This window comes from Micromonospora qiuiae (assembly GCF_016863555.1).
GTDB classification, from domain to species: Bacteria; Actinomycetota; Actinomycetes; order Mycobacteriales; family Micromonosporaceae; genus Micromonospora; species Micromonospora qiuiae.
Genome location: NZ_BOPC01000050.1, coordinates 25,492 through 43,213, shown reverse-complemented (window position 1 = coordinate 43,213; position 17,722 = coordinate 25,492). Strand labels below are relative to the sequence as shown.

The following is a 17,722-nucleotide window of genomic DNA, read 5'->3' as shown; positions in this document are numbered from 1 at the left end:
AGCATCGACTCCCTTGACCGTGTCGCCGAGGTGGGCCTATCGTCGGCCGAACCGATTCGGCGAATCGGTTCGAATACGAAGCGAGGCCTCACATGACACGTTCCAGCCTGCGGGTGCGCGCGGTGAGCGCCGCCCTGTTGGCCCTCGCCATCGCCGGCACCGCCAGCGCCTGTTCCTCGAAGGAGACGACGACCGAGGGCGGCGGGACCTACACCATCTGGGACCCGTACCCGCAGTTCACCGACGACTCCGACTGGGTCAGGCTGCTCAAGGAGTGCGGGACCTCGGCCGGGGTGTCGGTCGAGCGGACCGGCTACGACACCACCGACCTGACCAACAAGGCGCTGCTCGCCGCCCAGCAGGGCAACTCACCGGACGTGCTGGTCATCGACAACCCGGTGATCTCCACGCTGGCCGAGGCCGGCGCCCTCACCACCACCGACGAGACGGACCTCGACGTGTCGGCGATGGAACCGCACCTCCTCGGTGCCGGGCAGCGCGACGGCAGGACGTACGGCGTGCCGATCGGCGCGAACACCCTCGCCCTCTACTACAACAAGGACCTGCTGGCCGAGGCGGGCGTGGACATCTCCACCGTGACGGACTGGTCGTCGCTGACCGCGGCGCTGGTCAAGGTCAAGGCCGCCGGCAAGAAGGGCATCACCTTCTCCGCGATCGGCACCGAGGAGGGCAGCTTCCAGTTCCTGCCCTGGTTCTGGGGCGCCGGTGCACAACTCACCGCGCTGGACTCGCCGCAGGCGGTGTCGGCCCTGACCCTGTGGACCGACTGGCTGACCGCCGGCCACGCGCCAAACTCCGTCATCAACAACACCCAGACCACCAGCTGGCAGGAGTTCGCCAGCGGCGACTACGCCTTCGGCGAGAACGGCACCTGGCAACTGGCCAACGCGGCGAAGCTGAGCTTCGAGTACGGCATCATCCCCATCCCGGCCCGCGCAGGCGGCACCGCACCGGCGCCCACCGGCGGCGAGTTCATCTCCATTCCGGTGCAGGGCGACACCGGCCGGTACGCCGCCTCCCGGCAACTGGTCGCCTGCCTGACCAGTGGCGACAACCTGCTCACCACGGACACCACCCTGTCCTACATCGCCCCGGTGGCCGCCGTGCAGGAGCAACAGGTCGCGGCGAACGCCGAGTTGGGGGTCTGGGTCGACGCGGTCAAGGCGGCCAAGGGGCGCACCGGCGACGACCTGGGGACCCGGTACCCGAGGATCTCGGAGCCGCTGTGGACGGCGGTGCAGTCCGCGCTCAGCGGCGCCCGGACGCCACCGGAGGCGCTGTCAGCCGCGCAACGTGCGGCCGACAGCGCGACGAACTGACCGGCCCCGGCCGACATGGGCAGCCACCTCGCCCGGACCTCGCGATCCGTGGCGGTACGCGAGCGCGATGCGGCGGCCCGGGCCACCCCGCCGGCACCTCCACCGCGCCGACGCACCGGCGGTGCTGGCTGGGCGGCGTGGGCCTTCCTGGCCCCGGTCGCCGGCTACCTGCTCGCCTTCTACGCCTATCCGTTGTATCGCAACGTCGAGCTGAGCCTGCGGGAATACACCGTCCGCTCGTTCGTCCAGGGCGGTGCGCCCTTCGCCGGGCTGGACAACTACCGTCAGGTGCTGGCTGCGCCGACGTTCGTCCCGGCGTTGTGGCACACCGCGGTCTTCACCGTCGCGTCCCTGCTCTGCCAGTTCGCCATCGGCCTTGCCCTGGCGCTCTTCTTCCACCGGCACTTCCCGCTCTCCCGTACGCTGCGCGCGCTGTTCCTCGTACCGTGGCTGCTGCCGTTGATCGTGTCGGCATCCACCTGGTCGTGGCTGCTCAACAGCGAGGCCGGCCTGGTCAACGCGGCGCTCGCGGCCGTCGGGGTGGAGCCGGTGAACTGGCTGACGTCACCCCGGTGGTCGCTGCTCTCGGTGATCATCGCCAACGTCTGGATCGGCATCCCCTTCAACCTGGTCGTGCTCTACAGCGGACTGCAGGCGATTCCGCGTCCCCTTTACGAGGCGGCGGCACTGGACGGGGCGAGCGGGTGGCAGCGCTTCCGGTGGATCACGTGGCCGTTGCTGCGCCCGGTCTCGGCGATCACGCTGCTGCTCGGGCTGATCTACACGCTCAAGGTCTTCGACCTGATCTGGATCATGACCAGGGGCGGTCCCACCGACTCGTCGACGACGCTGGCCACCTGGTCGTACCGGCTGGGCTTCGGCAACCTGCTGCCCGAGTTCGGGCCCGGTGCGGCCGTCGGCAACCTGCTGATCCTCCTGGCAGTCGGCGCCGGAGCGGTCTACATCGGCTTCGAGCGGAGGCAGCGGCTGCGATGAAGCGGACGAGGCGCGGCTGGTGGCGAAGCGGGCTCGGGGTGCTGCTGACCGGGCTGATGCTGTTCCCCGTCTACTGGATGATCAATGTCTCGTTCACCCGGGACCAGGACATGCGCAGAAACCCGCCGCACCTCTTCCCGGTCGACGGCACGCTCGACGGCTACCGGGCGGTGCTCAGCCAGCAGCTGCCGTACGTCGGCACCAGTCTGCTCGTCGGGCTCGGCACCGTGCTGCTCACCCTGGCCCTCGCCGCTCCCGCCGGCTACGCCCTGGCCAAGCTCCGGCCACCCGGCGGCGGCGCGGTCCGGTTCCTCCTGCTGATCGCGCAGATGATCCCCGGGATCATCATGGCGATGGGTTTCTACGCCATCTACCTGGACCTCGGCGTGCTCAACACCGTGCCCGGGCTGATCCTGGCCGACTCGACGATCGCGGTGCCGTTCGCCGTGCTGATCTTCACGGCGTTCATGTCGGGGATACCGGACGACCTGATCCAGGCCGCGCACGTCGACGGCGCCAACCGGCTGCGCACGTTCTGGTCGGTGGTGCTGCCGGTCAGCCGCAACGCGATCGTGACCGTGTCGCTCTTCGCGTTCCTCTGGGCCTGGTCGGACTTCATTTTCGCCTCCACCCTGGACGGCGGCGGCACCCACCGGCCGATCACGCTCGGCATCTACCAGTACATCGGCAACAACAACCAGCAGTGGAACGCGATCATGGCCACCGCCGTGGTGGCCGCCATCCCCACCACCGTGCTGCTGGTCCTCGCCCAACGCTACGTCGCCGTCGGGGTCACCGCCGGTGCCGTGAAGGACTGAGCCGACCCGCACCAACCGCACCAGGAAAGGCGGCCACCGCCCATGACCGTCGTCCACACCGGCCCGGCGTTCTCCATCCAGGACATCCCGTTCAGCCACCGCGGAGCCTGGTTCAGCATCTCCCCGGTGGTGGCCGCGCACACGCACGCCCCCGACCTGCACCTGGTCTCCCACCAGACCGGGATGCATCCGGTGCTCCGACTCACCCCGGCCGCCGACGCCGTGGTGACGGCCACCGCCGCGCTGGTGACCTGGCGTCATCACACCGGTTCGATCGAGCTCACCTACGACGGCCCGGACACCGTACGGCTGCGCGGGCGCGGTCTCGGCCTGCGGATCGCCGCCGCTCGGGCCACCCTCACCCCGTTCAGCGGCACCTACCTCCACGACGACCCGGTCACCGGCACGTACGTCTTCACCTCCTACGAGACCGGCCGCCGCTACCGGATCACGCCGCTCACCGGCGACCTGCGAGCAATCGGCGCGCAGGCGCTCGGAACCGCCGAGCGGGCCGTGCTCCTGCCCGCCGACCAGCCGTGGGAGATCGCCGTCGAGGAGTACCAGACCGCGCGCCGCCCTTACCCGGCCGACCGGGACTTCGACCAGCTCGTCGGGTTGATGGCGGCCGATTTCGCGGGCTTCGTCGACGCACTGGCACCCTGGCGGAGTCCGGAGACCCCGGGCACGGAACTCGCCGCGTACGTGCTGTGGTCGGCGACGGTCGCGCCGGCCGGCTTCCTCACCCGACCGGCGGTGCTGATGTCCAAGCACTGGATGAACAAGGTGTGGAGCTGGGACCACTGCTTCAACGCCCTGGCTCTCGCCGACGCCGACGCGGAGCTGGCCTGGCACCAGTTCCATCTGCCGTTCGACCATCAGGATCCCACCGGTGCGTTGCCGGACTCCGTCGCCCACTCGGAGATCCTCTACAACTACGTCAAACCGCCCGTGCACGGCTGGGCGCTGCGCCAGTTGCGGCGGCGACTGTCCCGCCCACTGTCGGCCGACGCGTTGTCCGACGTCTACCAGCGGCTCGCGCGCTGGACCGGTTTCTGGCTCGACCACCGTCGGGTGCCCGGCCACCACTTGCCGTACTACCAGCACGGCAACGACAGCGGCTGGGACAACGCCACCACCTTCGACGGCGACCGGGTCATCGAGACGCCGGATCTCGCCGCCCTGCTGATCCTGCAACTGCACCAGCTCGCCGACCTGGCCGCGGAGCTGCATCGACCCGAGGTGGCGACGCAGTGGCGCCGCACCGCCACGGACATCCGCGCCGAACTGCTGGGCAAGCTCTGGGACGGGCAGCGGTTCGTCGCCCGCAGCGCGCGCGACGGTCAGGCGCGGCCGAGTACCAGCCTGCTCGACCTCATGCCCATCGTCCTCGGTGCCGACCTGCCTACCGACGTCAGCGCCGCGCTCGCCGGCGGGCTCAAGCGCCACCTGACCGCGCACGGGCTCGCCACCGAGCCGGTCGACTCGCCGCACTACGTGGCCGACGGCTACTGGCGCGGGCCGATCTGGGCGCCGGCCACCATCCTGATCGAGGACGGCCTTCGCCGGGCCGGGCACGCCGGGCTCGCCGACGAGGTCAGCCAGCGGTTCCGCGCGCTGTGTGAGAAGTCCGGCTTCGCGGAGAACTTCGACGCCGAGACGGGCGCGGGCCTGCGCGATCGCGCCTACACCTGGACCGCCAGCAGTTACCTGCTCCTGGCCGCCGCCCACGAACGCCGCCGCCACCCCTGACCATCCCCCCGCCCGAGTTGATCAAAAAGTTTGCGTCACGTGCACGGGCCTGTCGCGACGCAAACTTTTTGGTCAACGCAGAGGGGACGGGGCGGGGGCGGCGCTGGAGCGCAGCGAGATCGGAGGGTGGTAGAGGCGGTGGCGGGGGGCGGCGGTGGGGGCGGCGATCCGCTCCAGCAGCAGCGCCACCGCTTCGGCGCCCATGTCGAGGGTGGGCACGTCGGCCGCGGTCAGCGGCGGACGGAAGTCCTCCGCCCAGTGGGCGGCGGCGACTCCGACGACCGAGAAGTCGCGGGGCACCACCCTGCCCTCCGCCTCCAGCGCCCGCTGGATGCCGGGCAGCGCCGCCTCGTTGATCGTGGCGGCCGCGGTGACGTCCGGGTGTGTGGTCAACAGCCGGGTCATGGCGGCCTCACCAGCCGAGGCGTCGTCGCCGCAGCACAGGTCGATGCCGGTCAGGCCCCGCTCGGTCACCGCCTCGGCGAAACCGGCCAGGGCTCGGTGACCGGGACCGTAGCCGGCGGCGACCAACTCGGCCGAACGGTTCACCAGGGCGATGTGTCGGTGCCCCAGGTCGGCCAGATGATGGACGCACCGGGCGATGAGCCCCTCGTAGTCCACGTCGACCCAGCTCGTGCCCGCCGGCTCGGCGGTGCGGCCGATGGTGACGAAGGGCAGGCGGCTGCGCCGCAACCGGGTGACCCGGTCGTCCTCCAGCCGGATCTCCATCAGGATCACGCCGTCGACTCGGCGCCCGGTCACGATCCGCTCGAACGACCGGTCGTGGTCGCCGCCGGAGGGGGAGAGCAGCACGTCCAGGTCGGCGCGGGCGGCGGCCTCGACCACGCTGGCGACGAAACCGAGCTGCATGTCGGTCAGGCGCTGGCTGGCCGGGGGAATGACCAGCCCGAGGGTGCGGGTGCGTCCCTCCTTCAACGCGCGGGCGTTGGCATTCGGGCGGTAGTCCAACTCGTCGATGACAGCCTGGATCCGTTGCCGGGTCGGCTCCGACACCGCCCGCTTGCCGCTCAACACGTACGACACGGTGCTGCGGGACACGCCCGCGCGGCGGGCGATCTCCCCGATGTTCATCCCGCTCCTCGTTGTCGAATCGATTCAACCCAGGTTATGAGGGGTGCCGGGCGGGGTCAACGAGGATGCCGGGCTATGCGATCAGCATGCTGCGGGCCTGGGTGAGGCCACCGACGGTCTCCCGCAGCGCCGCGACGATCGCCACCTCCAGGTCCGGCCGCAGCCGGCTCACCGGCACCGAGACGCTCACCGCGTCGACCGCCGGGGTGGCCAGCGGCACGGCCATCGCGAAGCACATGATGCCCTCGGCGTTCTCTTCCCGGTCGACGGCGTGCCCGGCCGTGCGCACGGCCGCCAGAACGGCGTGCAGGGCGTCGCGGTCGGTGACCGTGTGCGGGGTGAGGCGGGGCAGCGGGAAGGTCAGGATCCGGTCGACGGCGTGCTCGGGGTGCTCGGCCAGCAGCGCCTTGCCGAGCGCGGTGGCGTGCGCGGGCAGCCGACGGCCGATGGCGCTGTAGAGGCGCAGCCGGTGCACCGACTCGCGTTTGGCGAGGTAGATGACCTGGTCTCCGTCGAGCCGGCCAAGGTGCACGGCCTCACCGAAGCGGCGGGACAACTCGTCCAGGACGCCGGCGAGCAGGTCGACCTGATCGTCCCCGTCCAGGTAGGCGGCGCCGATTCGCAGGGCCCGCAGGCCGAGCCGGTACCGCGTGCCGGTCTCGTCGGTCCGCACCCAGCCGCGGCTGGTCAGCGTACGCAGCAGGCCGTGCAGGCTGCTCTTCGGGATGCCCAGGGCACGGGCCAGGTCGCCCAGCGCCCAGGGCCGGGGCTGGTCGGCCAGCAGTTCGAGCAGGTCGAGGGTGCGCCCGGCCGACTTGACGGGCTGGAACTCCTCGGGTGTGGCAGACACGCGGCCACTGTAGCGAAGCCGAGACGACTCCAGTAAGGTCACGTATGTGATTAGCGTTCACAGACTTGAACAGTTGGATGTTGGTCGGGTGCTGCCCGTCGTCGTCCTCGACGATGCGCGGCAGGCCGACCCCCTCGGCGAAGCCCTGGTCAAGGGCGGCCTGCCGGCGGCCGAGGTGACCCTGCGTACCGCCGCCGGGCTGGACGCCATCGCGGCGCTCGCCGGTCGCGGCGACCTGACCGTCGGCGCCGGCACGGTGCTCACCGCCGAGCAGGCCGAGCGGGCCGTGGCGGCCGGCGCCCGGTTCGTGGTGACTCCGGGCTTCGCGCCGAACGTGGTACGCGTCTGCCAGGAGGCCGGCGTGCCGGTGGTGCCCGGCGCGGCCACCGCGACCGAGATCCAGATGGCCCTCGACGCCGGCCTGAACGTCGTCAAGTTCTTCCCTGCCCAGCAACTCGGCGGGCCCGCGATGATCAAGGCACTGGCGGCGCCCTTCCGCGAGGTCCGGTTCATCCCCACCGGCGGCATCACGCCGGCCGTGATCACCGATTACCTGGCCCTGCCCGCCGTGCTGGCGATCGGCGCGAGCTGGATGGTGGCCCCCGAGTTGATCGCCGGCGAACAGTGGGACGAGATCACCGCCCGGACCCGGGCGGCCGTTGTCGCGGCAGGAGGCCCGGCATGAGTGTCATCAACCCCCGATCGAAGGACGACTGCCGCTACGACCTGGTCTCACTCGGCGAGGTCATGCTGCGGCTGGACCCGGGCGAGGGACGGGTCCGCACCACCCGCCAGTTCCAGGTGTGGGAGGGCGGCGGGGAATACAACGTCGCCCGCGGCCTGCGCCGCTGCTTCGGCCTGCGGACCGCGATCGTCACCGCGTTCGCGCAGAACGAGGTCGGTCGGCTGCTGGAGGATCTGATCCTCCAGGGCGGCGTGGACACCAGCTTCATCACCTGGATGCCGTACGACGGGATCGGCCGCAGCGTACGCAACGGGCTGAACTTCACCGAGCGTGGCTTCGGCGTACGCGGCGCCATCGGCACCTCCGACCGGGGGCACTCGGCGGCCAGCCAGCTCCGGCCGGACGCCGTCGACTGGGATCACCTCTTCGGCACCCTCGGCGTGCGGTGGCTGCACACCGGCGGCATCTACGCGGCGCTGTCCGAGACGGCCGCGGAGACCGCCGAGGCCGCCATGACCGCCGCCCGCCGGCACGGCACGATCGTCTCGTACGACCTGAACTACCGGCCCAGCCTCTGGAACGCCGTGGGCGGCCAGGACCGGGCGCAGGAGGTGAACCGGCGGCTCGCCGGCCTGGTCGACGTCATGATCGGCAACGAGGAGGACTTCACCGCCTGCCTGGGCTTCCAGGTGCCGGACACCGACATCCACAGTAGTGGGGCGTTGGACGCCGGCAACTTCAAGGCGATGATCGAGACGGCGGTCCAGGCGTACCCCAACTTCAAGGTCGTGGGGACCACCATGCGCGGCGTACGCAGCGCGACGGTGAACGACTGGGGTGCCGTGGCCTGGGCCGGCGGCACCTTCGCCGAGGCGACCCACCGGCCGGGCCTGGAGATCCTCGACCGGGTCGGCGGCGGCGACAGCTTCGCCTCCGGGCTGATCTACGGGCTGCTGGAACGCGACGGTGACCTGGCGCTGGCGGTGGAGTACGGCGCCGCACACGGCGCGCTGGCGATGACCACGCCGGGCGACACGTCGATGGCCAGCCTGGCCGAGGTGGAGGCGCTGATGCGCGGAGCCGGCGCCCGGGTGCAACGCTGAGGACGCCACCGATGAGATCGTCCTCGACGATCTCATCGGTGCACTCGCCTTCGACCACGATCGCGAGGACCCGGCCGGCCGTCTCTCTCAGTGAGCGTCCGCTGACCTCCGCAGCCAGTTGATCGACTCCGTTCCGTCGGTATGGCGGTGTCCGAGCGCCGGGGCTGGACACCGCCATTACGGCGAAACGGCGATGATCACGTGGGATGCCGGTCCGATCAGACCGTGGTGTCGTTCCTGGACCGATCGACCGGCAACTCCACCCAGTAGCGTCGGATCCGGCCGAGTTCGGTGTCGCGGACGTCCTCAAGCGCACCGCCGTGGCGTTCGATGACCCGCGCGGAGGCCAGGTTGTGGTCCTTGCAGGTGATCAGGCAGCGGCTCATGCCACGGCGATGCGCTCGGTGCAGGGCTTTGCCCAGCGCCCAGGCCGCCCGCCCTCGGCCCCGCGTCGACGGGCGCATTCCGTTGCCTGCGGCGGGATCGAATAATGCGTGTCGGCTGTCCCCCCGCTGTGCGAGGGTGACGACCATGAGTAGCCGGATCATCCGCGACACGTTCCAGGATCCGCTGGTCGAGGGCGAGGTGGCGTACGCCGTTCTCACCCCGGGCGGCTGGGCGGGGGACGAGCCGCGGCCACTCATCCTGGTGCTGCATGGTGCCAATTCGTCCCGAGAGTTCCTTGCCATGTTGCAACCGGTGGTCGACCAGCTGTGGGCCGACGGATCGCTGCCCGAGTCGGTGATCGCCTGCGCCTCCACGCCGACAGCCGGCGGCTTCTACATCGACCGGCCCGGCAACGCCTGGGAAAGCCTGATAGCGGAGGGTTTCCCGCAGGCACTGGCGAAGCGGTACGCCGTCGACCTGAACCGCGTCTCGCTGCTGGGCGCCTCGATGGGTGGCTATGGCGCTCTCAAGATCGCCTTTGCGGAGCCGGCTCGTTGGCTCTCCGTCGCGGCTGTGGCACCAGCCCTGCTTCCCGCGTCGGCGCCCACCCAACTGCGTCCCCGAAACACCCTCGACGTGCTCGCCCAACTGGGTAGCGAGATGTCCGGCGAGGGCGCCGGGTTCGCCGCCAACAGCGTCCTGCATCGGCTGCGGGGCAATGCCGAGGCGATCCGAGGCAGCCGGTTGCCCATCTTTCTGCGCTGCGGAGGCCGGGACGTGTTCGCCCTGCACGACGGCACCGAGCAACTTCACCGAGCACTCTGGGATCTGGACGTCGGCCACGAATACCACCTCGTCCACGACGGTGACCATCTGGGACCCGAGGCGCTCGCCGCTCAGCGCGCCGCGTTGGCGTTCATCGCCGCGGCTCAGCGCGCCGCCGTCGGGCAGGACCGCAGCGAGGCCGACCGCCAGCGCGAATCGTCCTGGCGGGACTGGGCCGCCGGTGGACGCCAGGGCGCACCGCCGGAGCTGGATCCGAGCGCGCCCAGCGCGTCGGTGGCGCTGCGGGTCATGCTCGAACCACAGTTGACCGAGGCGACCCGACGCGATCCCACCACCAGCCGCCGCTACGGCATCCTGCCCGAAACCGACAGCTGACCGTCGGCGGACGCAACTCGTCGCGCAACGGCCCGACGAGACGACCGAACGCTTCGCCGTCACCGGTCCGCGCCGCCGCCAGCAGTTCCGCGTACGGCTGTTCGTGCCCATGCTCGCGGTCCAGACTCACCTGCGTCACGCTACGCCGGCCAGGGCCGGCCCCGCCTGGTGTTAGCGGTGGGGCGTGCTCGTTGCCAGCCAGCGGAGACCTTGGGATGCTTCGTCCATGTCTGCTCAAGGGACGACCATCGCCGAAGACGTGTTCCACCAACCGATGCGGGCCCAGTTCGAGGTGTTCCTCGACGAGCACCGCGCCGCGCTCAACAGCTGCCTGGACGGGTTGACCGAGGAGCAGGCCCGCCGGTCGCTGGTGCCGTCCCGCACCACCCTGCTGGGCCTGGTCAAGCACGCGACCGTCGTGGAGAAGGTCTGGTTCGACGAGGCCGTCACCTGCCGGTCACGGGACGAGATCGGCATCCCCGCCACCCCGGACGAGTCCTTCATCCTCGACGACGCCGACACCATTGCCGACGTCCAGCGGGCCCACCGGCAGGCCTGCGAGGAGTCCCGGCGGGCGACGGCGTCGCTCGACCTCGACGACCTGGTGCACGGCAACCGGCGCGGCCCGCTTCCACTGCGCTGGGTCTACCTGCACGTGCTGCGCGAGCTGGCCCAGCACTGCGGGCACGCCGACATCCTCCGCGAGCAGATCCTCGCCGACTGACGCGACCGGGCTGCCGCGCCGCGCGGTGATGCTCGGCTGCCGACACCGTAGGGGAGCCCGGGCGTTCGATCCGTCCGTGCTCAGTGTGAGAGGAGCGCGTACGGATGGCGGAGTCGGACCTGGTCGCGGCCGCGACAATGCTCGGGCAGGCCAGCCGAGTGGTGATCTTCACGGGTGCGGGCATGTCCGCCGAGAGCGGCGTGCCGACCTTCCGCGACGCCCTCACCGGGCTCTGGCAGCGTTACGACCCGCAGGCTCTCGCCACACCGGAGGCGTTCCACGCCGACCCCGCGCTCGTCTGGAGCTGGTACGAGTGGCGACGCAGGACGGTACGACGAGCCGAGCCGCACGACGGGCACCGGGCGGTGGCGGCGATCGAAGCCCGTGCCCCACACGCCGTGCTGATCACGCAGAACGTCGACGACCTGCACGAACGGGCCGGCTCGGTCGCCCCGCTGCACCTGCACGGCAGCCTCTTCGCACCGCGCTGCTCCGCCTGCGCCCACCCGACACCCGTGGTCGACGACACAACGCCCGAGCCAGCCGAGGGGCGTCGGATACCGCCACCGGCCTGCCTGCGATGCGCGGCACCCGTCCGCCCCGGTGTGGTGTGGTTCGGCGAGGCGTTGCCGCCCGAGACGCTGGAAGCCGCCGTCGAGGCCGCCGCCAACTGCGACCTGCTGCTGACCGTGGGCACCTCCGGCCTGGTCTATCCGGCCGCCGAGATCCCCCAGGTCGCCGCGCGATGCGGCGCCACGGTGATCCAGATCAATCCGCTGCCGACGCCGCTGGACGCGGTGGCCCGGGTCAACCTGCACGGCCCGGCCGCCGACCTGCTTCCGGCCCTGGTGCGCGCCGCCTGGGACTAGGGACGTTCGACCCGGGTGGGGTTGCCGCGTACCAGCTGGTCGTGAAGGCGCCAGCGAGCCGTGCCGGCCTCGCGGCTCGTCGCCTCGTCACCTTGCGCGATGCGCTGCCGCAACAGTTGCAGGGCGATACGGCGGTTGAGGCTGAACTGTCGCTCGGTGTCGACCACGACGACCGTCCCCGACGGGCGGTGGGTGGCGCGCACCGCCGTGCTGGCCTTGTTGCGGTGCTGGCCACCCGGACCGCCGGTGCGGCGGGCCACGATCTCGACGTCCGACTCCCGGAACGGGGTGATGGCGGTCTCCAGCCGGCACGGTCGGGCGGTGACGTACCAGTTCTTCCGGCCAGCGCCGGTCCGGTACGGGCTCGGTGCCTGCCAGCACAGCGTGCCGGTCCACGTGGCGGCGAACGCCTCGGCGCCGGCACCGTGGATCTCGACCACGGCCGACCGGAAGGTGCCGGGCCGGTCACCAGGGACGGTGTCCACCCGGTGGGTGGTCAACCGTCGCCGGGTGGCGTCGGTCTCCAGGCGGCGCAGCAGCCGGGCCACCGCCCAGGCGCATTCCTCCGGTCCACGGCCGGCGGACAGCAGCAGCTGGGCGCTCACCGCCGCCCCCGTTTGCGGCGTTCCCGTCCCACCCCGACGTCGGCCGTCTTGTACGTGACCAGTGGGATCGTGGTCGCCACCGGGGTCGCCAGCCGGTGCTCGACCAGGTCGGCGATCACCTGCTCGATGCGCTTGTAAGCGCTCGGCGCCTCCTCGAAGAGCAGTTGGCGGTCACCGCAGACCACCAGCGACCCCACCGGCGTACGGCGCAACTCCTCGACGGTGTGCTTGACCCGGCCCCGGCGCAGGGCGTCGGCCCGGGACATCTTGCGGCCGGCGCCGTGCGCCACCGAGTGGTTGGCCTCCGGCCCGGCATGCGCCGCCACCAGGTACGACGGCGTGCCTCGGGTGCCGGCGATCAGCACGTCCCGGCCGTCGCCCGGCGCCGCTCCCTTGCGGTGCAGGTAGCTCCCGTCGCGCACCTCGACCAGGTTGTGGCACTGGTCGACGATCGGCTCGGTCGGCTCGGCACCGAGGGCGTGGGCGACCCGGGCGGCGAGCAGCCGTCGGTTGAGTGCTCCCCAGCGCACGGCCTCGTCGTGCCTTGCCAGGTACGCGTCGGGGTCGGGGGCGGGGCCCGCGCCGTACCGCTCGGTGTGTTCTCGCAGGATCCGCTCGCCGAGCCCTCGGGAGCCGGTGTGGACGACGAGCACGAGGTCGCCGGCGGCCAGCCCGAGCCGGCTCGCGTGCGCCGGGTCGAGGACGGTGCCGACGCGCGCCAACTCGACGAAGTGGTTGCCCCGGCCGACCGTGCCGAGGCCCTCGGTGTGGCCGGCGGGAACGTCACCGGTCAGCACGGCCCAGGCCGGATCGTCGGCATCCTGGTCCGGGTCCAGCGGGCGGTCGAGGTCGGGGAAACGCGCGGCCAACCTTTCCGGTACGGGCCGCTTGAGCTTGATCGGGAAGACCGCGATGCCGCAGCCGATGTCCGAGCCGACCAGGAACGGGTACAGCACGGTCGACGCCATCGCGGCGCCGATCGGGGCAGCCTTGCCGGGATGCAGGTCGGGCATGGCGGCGACGTGGATCATGCCGTCGAGGGCGGCGACCTGGTGGCACTGGTCGACGGCGTCGGATTCGATCCAGCTGGTGGGGGAGGCGAAGACGGTGATCGTGGCCGGGACGGACGCAGGCGGACGGGACTGCCGCAGGCTTGGCTGAGACAAGGACAGGCTCTCCTGGAGAAGATGATCACGGACGGCGGGCGCGATGGCACGGGTGGGCGCCGCAGGGAGCCTCGGCGCGCCAGGGTGCGGTCCGTCAGAACGTCATGGCGCACACCATGCCGGAGCCGTACCGCACCGGCAACCGACTTTTCCGCCGATCGGCCCGTCGGCCGGGGACTGTCCGGCCCGATCGCTATCCTCACGCCTCGTGACGTCGCAGCTGAACCAGATGCCCGCTGACCTGGTGGAGTTGTTCGCGGACGAGGAGTCCCGCACGCGGACGCTGACCGTGCCGCTGCCGCCCGGGCGGACGGTACGCGGCGACGAGGGCGACGGTGAACGACCGGTGTTGTGGGTGAGCAACGGCCCGGCGCCGGCCGGGCTGTGGCCGCGACTGCACGCGGCACACGTCGCCTCCGGGCTCTGGCCGTTGCTGCTGGACAGCCTCCCCGGTGACCCGTCCCGCCCATGGGACGACGGCGAGCTCTGGCCGGACGGCCTGTCCTCGCCCGCGCAGCATGATCCCAGGCAACTGCTCGCCGACTGGTGGGCGTCCTACGCCGGGAGCGATGACGGGGAGGGCGTACGCGCCTCGGCGCAGCGGGCCACCGACCCGTACGGCCGGGACTGGCCGGGCCTTGCGCCGGCCGGCCGACAGCGGATAGCGCCGCGGCAGCACGCCGACCACTGGGCTGAGCAGTTGGTGCAGGCACAGCCGACCATGCGCCTTGGCCTGGTCGCGGCAAGCCGGGGCAGCGACGCCCTGACCACCGCCGGCTGGCAGGGTGCCCTCAACTACACCAACGACACGGGCAAGCTTGCTGCGGTGTTGCGTAGCTGGGAGGACCGGTTCGGGGTGCGGGTGATCGGCGTCGGCTTCGCCGAGCTGTACCTCAGCGTCGCCGCGCCGCCGAAAGACCTCGCCGAGGCGTTGCCGATCGCCGCCGAACACTTCGCCTTCTGCCCGGACAACATCTGGCAGGGGCAGCATCCGCACACGCTCGGCGCCTACGCTGACCGCCTCGTCGACGCCCCGACCTGGGCGTTCTGGTGGGACTGAGCGACCTGCTCAGGCAGCGGGATGCTGCTTCCGACCGATGCCCGCTGCTCCGGGTCCGCCGGGTCCTGCGCCGGGTAGGACCCGTGGCCCGCCCGGCCAGCGTCATTCGCTGCGGGATTCCTGCTCTCCGAGCCAGCCGCTGAACGTCCCGTGCAGCCCTCTCAGGCTTCCTGCGATCTTCACAAGTCGGACTTACCTGCCGCGACGATGGGCTTCGGATAGTCACGGCAAACATGCTGATTGGGCCTGATTCGGCTACAGAACGTGCCTGCGCGAGGGCTGGTTCTCCCCGTTTTCATAAAAGCCAGGTGAAGACTGTTGACTTTATACAATCTCCAATCCAACCTAGGCGGGACATGAAGCTCGGGTGGCCCAGGCAACACCCTGTTGGGCTACGCATAGGCAAGGAGGACATGTGCGGCGCATGATGAAAGTGCAGGTGGGAGCCCTGCTACTCGCCGTCGGCCTCGCCGCGACGGGATGCAGCGGAGGTGCCACGAAGGCCGGCTCCGGCAACGGCTCGGACGAGCAGATCACCATCGGCTTCGCCCTACCGGTGCTCGCCAACCCGTTCTGGCGCAAGGAAGCGGACTTCGCGAAGTACGTCGGTGAGCAACTGGGCAACGTCAAGGTTGTCATCGTCGACGCCGAGTCGGACGAGGGCAAGCAGGTCCAGCAGGTTGAGTCATTGATCTCGCAGGGCGTCGACGGCATCATCGCTTCGCCCGTGACGCAGGCGGTCGGGCCGGCTCTGCTGCGGGCGGCCGAGCAGGCCGACATCCCGATGGTGTTCGCCGAGCGCAACCCGGGCCTGAAACCGGAGGACTACAAGGGCGAGGCGTACGTCGGTTACGTCGGTGCCAACGGCCGGCAGGGCGCGACCGACGCGGCGGAGCAGCTCTACAAGACCGGTGCGCGCCGGGTCGTGGCCATGGCCGGCAAGAAGGGCAGCTCGGTTGCGGACGAGCGCGTCGGCGGTCTGATGGAGTTCGCTGAGAACCACCCCGACTTCGAGGTGCTGCAGGTCCAGTACGACGCGGAACTGCAGGCCGAAGGCCTGAAGATCGCCGAGAACTACCTCTCCGCCTACCCGGGCCCCGGTTTCGACGCGGTCTGGTGCTACAACGACGAGGGTGCCCTCGGGACCGCCCAGGCCATCAAGCAGGCGAGCCTGCAGGACAAGGTGAAGATCACCGGGTTCGACGGTACCGCCGAAGCCACCGCCGCCATCATCAACGGCGAGATGCTTGCGACCGCTGGCGGCCAGTTCATCGACGGTGGGCTCGCCCTGATCATGCTCTACGACGCGATCCACGGGAAGAAGCCGAAGAACGCGTACGTCGAAATGCCGCTGCTGCTCATCGAGCCGTCCAACGCCGCTGCATACAAGGAGCAGTTCGTGGACAGCCTGCCGCAGTACGACGTCAAGCAGCTGTCGCAGGTGTTCAACGAGTCCGCGAGCACGGACGACTACAAGATCGAGCTGAAGTAGCTCGCTGCTCCGGCCGCCCCGCCCGGCCCGGCACCGGTCGGGCGGGGCGGCCGGAGCCCCTCCCACGCGCCGCCGTCTTGTTACTCATCGGACCGAAAGGGGAAGCGGAATGTCCGACCAGCCCTTGCTGCAGATCCGGCATCTTGTGAAGAAGTACCCGGGTACGGTCGCGGTCAACATTCAGCCGGGGCACGGCGTCAGCTTCGCCGCCGGATCGATCCACGCGCTGGTGGGTGAGAACGGCGCCGGCAAGTCCACGTTGATCGGGACCCTGGGCGGAGTGGTCTCCCCCGACGAGCGCGGCATCTCGCTCGACGGTGTCGCCTTTTCCCCGAAGTCGGCACCGGAGGCCCGCGACCTCGGCATCGAGACCGTCCGTCAGGACAGCGGTCTCGTACCGACCCTCACCGTCGCGGAGAACCTCTTCCTCGGCCGCGAATCGGCGTTCAAGAAGGCCGGTTTTCTCTTCCCTGCCAAGCGGCGGGCGCTCGCGGCCCAGGCGCTTGACGCGCTGGAACTGCACGACGTCCGCCCGAACCAGCTGGCCGGCTCCCTCGACCTGGAGCGGCAGAAGTTCGTCGAACTGGCCCGAGCGCTCTTCTTCAATCCCCGGGTGCTGATCGTTGACGAGATGACCGCGAGCCTGTCGCGACGCGGCGTGCAGCGCCTCTTCAAGGTGCTCCGCGAACAGGCCGCTCGCGGTGTACTCATCATCTACATCTCTCACTACCTCGAAGAGGTCTTCGAACTCTGCGACCGGATCACCGTGCTGAAGGACGGCACGGTCGTGACGACCGTCCCCTCCGGCGACGTCGACGAGGACCAGCTCTCGACGCTGATGGTGGGCCGGTCCACGCGGGAGAGCATGTTCCACGAGGAGCTGCGCCCCGAGGAATCCTCCGATGTGGTCCTTCGAGTCGACGGTGCCGGGATCTCCGGAGCCTTCGAAGACGTGTCGTTCGACCTGCGCTCCGGTGAGATCCTCGGCGTCGCCGGGCTGGTCGGCTGCGGCAGCGAGGAACTCGGGCTCGCGGTTTTCGGCGCTCGCCAGCTGGACGCCGGCTCAATGCAGCTCGACGGCGTGCCGTACGCGCCGAAGAACCCGCGGCAGGCGATCGCCCGCGGCGTCGCCCACGTCCCCTCCGACCGGGACACACACGGGGTCGTGCTGCGGATGCCGATCGCGGAGAACGTCGTACTGGCAGCCCTGCGGTGGCTGTCCCGCCTCGGATTCCGGGCCCCGGGCCAGGACCGGCACCGTTCCCGGGACCTCATCCGGGAACTCGGCATCTCCTGCCGCGGCCCCCGCGACCTGCCGCTGAACCTCAGCGGCGGCAACCGGCAGCGGGTGGTCATCGCCAAGTGGATGGTCCGGGACAACCGGGTCCTCGTGCTGCACAACCCGACCCGCGGGGTTGACGTCGGCGCGAAGGCCGAGCTCTACCGCGTCATCCGCTCCTTGAGTCAGGCGGGTCAGGCCATCCTGCTGATCTCAGACGACCTACAGGAGCTTCTGGGTCTCAGTGACCGGCTCATCGCCCTCCGACGCGGCCGAATCTCGACCGAGTTCCCGAAGGACAGCAGTCCGACGGAGGAACTCGTCGTGTCGCACATGATCTAGGAGA

General features: G+C 70.6%; 17 protein-coding genes. 12 read left to right on the top strand and 5 right to left on the bottom strand.

All coding sequences use genetic code 11. The features are described 5' to 3' along the window. The first annotated feature begins 92 nt into the window (after positions 1-92). The 4 genes from Vqi01_RS18530 to Vqi01_RS18515 are packed head-to-tail and all read left to right on the top strand — an operon-like array spanning position 93 to position 4,903. Entirely contained in the window at positions 93-1,340 is a 1,248-nt protein-coding gene (locus Vqi01_RS18530) for a sugar ABC transporter substrate-binding protein (RefSeq protein ID WP_204036063.1), read from the top strand. 15 nt (positions 1,341-1,355) lie between these two features. Next, positions 1,356-2,336: a carbohydrate ABC transporter permease gene (locus Vqi01_RS18525; protein WP_204036062.1), complete on the top strand. Its 981-nt coding sequence runs from the start codon at positions 1,356-1,358 to the stop codon at positions 2,334-2,336. Then, complete coding sequence (locus Vqi01_RS18520) at positions 2,333-3,154, top strand: carbohydrate ABC transporter permease (protein WP_204036061.1); 822 nt, start codon at positions 2,333-2,335, stop codon at positions 3,152-3,154. Before Vqi01_RS18525 ends, Vqi01_RS18520 begins: the two co-directional genes overlap by 4 nt. Before the next feature lie 42 nt (positions 3,155-3,196). Beyond that, entirely contained in the window at positions 3,197-4,903 is a 1,707-nt protein-coding gene (locus Vqi01_RS18515; RefSeq protein WP_204036060.1) for an amylo-alpha-1,6-glucosidase, read from the top strand. Between the two features lie 72 nt (positions 4,904-4,975). Here Vqi01_RS18515 and Vqi01_RS18510 read toward each other — a convergent pair whose 3' ends face one another. Further along, on the bottom strand, positions 4,976-5,995 hold the full coding sequence (locus Vqi01_RS18510) for a LacI family DNA-binding transcriptional regulator (RefSeq protein ID WP_204036059.1): 1,020 nt from the start codon (positions 5,993-5,995) through the stop codon (positions 4,976-4,978). A gap of 73 nt (positions 5,996-6,068) precedes the next feature. Then, a complete protein-coding gene (locus tag Vqi01_RS18505; RefSeq protein ID WP_204036058.1) occupies positions 6,069-6,845 on the bottom strand; it encodes an IclR family transcriptional regulator in 777 nt (258 codons plus the stop codon). Between the two features lie 73 nt (positions 6,846-6,918). Between Vqi01_RS18505 and eda the strand changes: the two genes are divergently transcribed. Both eda and Vqi01_RS18495 read left to right on the top strand, forming a co-directional pair. Beyond that, positions 6,919-7,530 carry a bifunctional 4-hydroxy-2-oxoglutarate aldolase/2-dehydro-3-deoxy-phosphogluconate aldolase gene (eda, locus tag Vqi01_RS18500; protein ID WP_239098484.1) on the top strand — a complete coding sequence of 204 codons (612 nt, stop codon included), beginning with the start codon at positions 6,919-6,921 and terminating at the stop codon, positions 7,528-7,530. After that, positions 7,527-8,633 carry a sugar kinase gene (locus Vqi01_RS18495; RefSeq protein ID WP_204036056.1) on the top strand — a complete coding sequence of 369 codons (1,107 nt, stop codon included), beginning with the start codon at positions 7,527-7,529 and terminating at the stop codon, positions 8,631-8,633. Before eda ends, Vqi01_RS18495 begins: the two co-directional genes overlap by 4 nt. A 218-nt stretch (positions 8,634-8,851) precedes the next feature. On the opposite strand, the gene Vqi01_RS18490 is transcribed toward Vqi01_RS18495, so the two are convergent. After that, on the bottom strand, positions 8,852-9,019 hold the full coding sequence (locus Vqi01_RS18490) for a hypothetical protein (RefSeq protein ID WP_204036055.1): 168 nt from the start codon (positions 9,017-9,019) through the stop codon (positions 8,852-8,854). Positions 9,020-9,164: 145 nt separating this feature from the next. On the opposite strand from Vqi01_RS18490, the gene Vqi01_RS18485 reads away from it, so the two are divergent. The 3 genes from Vqi01_RS18485 to Vqi01_RS18475 all read left to right on the top strand — a co-directional run bounded on the left by Vqi01_RS18485 (position 9,165) and on the right by Vqi01_RS18475 (position 11,774). After that, a complete protein-coding gene (locus Vqi01_RS18485) occupies positions 9,165-10,181 on the top strand; it encodes an alpha/beta hydrolase-fold protein (protein ID WP_204036054.1) in 1,017 nt (338 codons plus the stop codon). 226 nt (positions 10,182-10,407) lie between these two features. Beyond that, the gene (locus tag Vqi01_RS18480) at positions 10,408-10,905 is read left to right on the top strand and encodes a DinB family protein (RefSeq protein WP_204036053.1); all 498 of its coding nucleotides are present in this window, start codon (positions 10,408-10,410) and stop codon (positions 10,903-10,905) included. Positions 10,906-11,009: 104 nt separating this feature from the next. Continuing rightward, entirely contained in the window at positions 11,010-11,774 is a 765-nt protein-coding gene (locus tag Vqi01_RS18475) for an SIR2 family NAD-dependent protein deacylase (RefSeq protein ID WP_204036052.1), read from the top strand. Here the strand turns inward: Vqi01_RS18475 and prfH are convergent. Continuing rightward, entirely contained in the window at positions 11,771-12,379 is a 609-nt protein-coding gene (prfH, locus tag Vqi01_RS18470; RefSeq protein ID WP_204036051.1) for a peptide chain release factor H, read from the bottom strand. The genes Vqi01_RS18475 and prfH overlap by 4 nt on opposite strands. Further along, positions 12,376-13,545 carry an RNA ligase RtcB family protein gene (locus Vqi01_RS18465; protein ID WP_204036050.1) on the bottom strand — a complete coding sequence of 390 codons (1,170 nt, stop codon included), beginning with the start codon at positions 13,543-13,545 and terminating at the stop codon, positions 12,376-12,378. Before Vqi01_RS18465 ends, prfH begins: the two co-directional genes overlap by 4 nt. 208 nt (positions 13,546-13,753) lie before the next feature. Here Vqi01_RS18465 and Vqi01_RS18460 point away from each other — a divergent pair, with 208 nt between their 5' ends. The 3 genes from Vqi01_RS18460 to Vqi01_RS18450 all read left to right on the top strand — a co-directional run bounded on the left by Vqi01_RS18460 (position 13,754) and on the right by Vqi01_RS18450 (position 17,718). Next, on the top strand, positions 13,754-14,605 hold the full coding sequence (locus Vqi01_RS18460; RefSeq protein WP_204036049.1) for a DUF4253 domain-containing protein: 852 nt from the start codon (positions 13,754-13,756) through the stop codon (positions 14,603-14,605). Positions 14,606-15,029: 424 nt separating this feature from the next. Further along, positions 15,030-16,097, top strand: coding sequence for a sugar ABC transporter substrate-binding protein (locus Vqi01_RS18455; RefSeq protein WP_204036048.1), 1,068 nt, complete (start codon positions 15,030-15,032; stop codon positions 16,095-16,097). A gap of 109 nt (positions 16,098-16,206) precedes the next feature. After that, positions 16,207-17,718 (top strand): sugar ABC transporter ATP-binding protein, encoded by a 1,512-nt coding sequence (locus Vqi01_RS18450; protein ID WP_204036047.1) that lies wholly within the window; start codon positions 16,207-16,209, stop codon positions 17,716-17,718. The last annotated feature ends 4 nt before the right edge of the window (positions 17,719-17,722 follow it).